Raw genomic sequence first — 1,421 nt, 5'->3', positions numbered from 1 at the left:
GTTCAACATCGACACCCGCACCGACACCGAACTCGGCGCTCTGCGTGGTTACATCGGTCTTCGTGGCCAGGCTAACAACGACTCCGCACGTGGCGTTGTTGTCGACCAGGCTTTCATCGAACTCGGCGGCCTGAAGGTCGGTTACTACTACAACTGGTGGGATGATGGTCTCTCCGGCGAAGTCGATACCCTTTCTTCGAACGCTACGCGTCTGAACGCTATCCGTTACACCTACGACGCTGGCTCGTTCTACGTAGGCGTTGCAGTTGAAGAGCTGGATGCTGCTCGCGGCGGTTCCAACATCTCTGCAGCTCTGACAAAGGGCGGTTCGTTCGAATCTGCGAACAACGTTGGCGTAAGCGGCATCATCGGTGCTAACTTCGGCGCCGTTAAGGCTAACCTGCTCGGCGGCTACGACACCGACCAGGAAAATGGTGCAATCCGTGCAATCGTCACGGCTGACATCGGTCCGGGCACCTTCGGTATCTCTGGTATTTGGGCTTCTGGCGCAAACAACTACTACGAAGAGTCCGAGTGGACTGTTGCTGCTGAATACGCAATCAAGGCAACTGACAAGCTGACCATCACCCCCGGCGCTCAGTACTTCAGCAAGATCGACATCGGCGCTGACAACGACTTCGTTGGCGATCGCGATGCATGGCGCGCTGGTGTAGCTGTTGGCTACAAGATCACCCAGGGCCTCTCCACGCTCGTTTCGGTTAACTACCAGGACGTAGACGGCACCGAAGGTGTAAACGGCGGCGGCGACAGCTGGGTTGGTTTCGTTCGCCTTCAGCGCACGTTCTAATCTGATCTGACATCGTCAGTGATGGAAAGCCCGGCTCTTGAGCCGGGCTTTTTCGTTTGATGCACATTGGCGAGGGGCAGGCAAAGCGTCGATTGGCCGGCGTTTCGATATCCCGGCGACTTTCCGTTATGGCTTAAGTCGGTTTGTATCGTTGCCGATTCGTCTCCCACTCAACTGTTTTGGGCCTGTCGAACTGCGAACTGATTCTCTCCTGCTGCGGATGGAAGCGTTGCTGCCGACAGCCCGATTTCCCACCAATGGCACCGCGTTTCAGACGATTTCCCATGGCGCAGCGATGTCAGAATTCTGGCGGTGGGATGAGGAATGACTTATCTCATTTATCGGCATTTCGCTTAAGTCGCTGAAAAGCATGAATTATTAACGTTTTGTTAGGAAGTGCTGCCCGTCGGTTAGAATTGTAGCTATTTCGCAACAATGCAAAACTAAGGTCCCCTTACTGTCTTCCTTTTGTCATCATTGGGATTGCCTCCCCGGCCGGTTTTGGCTCTAATCATCTCCATAAGCGGCACGCATTTAGTTGTGTTTCCCCACCCGCTGCTTAGAAAATTAAGCGTTTGACTGGAGGTCAACCATGAACATCAAGAGCCTTTTG

The 1,421-nt window shown here is 54.1% G+C and carries 1 protein-coding gene; it reads left to right on the top strand.

Annotated elements, in window-relative coordinates:
* On the top strand, positions 1-808 hold an 808-nt coding region (locus T18_RS04340; RefSeq protein ID WP_075807493.1), incomplete at its 5' end, for a porin.
* Positions 809-1,421: the final 613 nt, after the last annotated feature.

It is taken from the genome of Rhizobium sp. TBD182 (assembly GCF_001950375.1).
Lineage (GTDB): Bacteria > Pseudomonadota > Alphaproteobacteria > Rhizobiales > Rhizobiaceae > Agrobacterium > Agrobacterium tumefaciens.
This window is presented reverse-complemented; position numbering and strand designations above follow the sequence as displayed.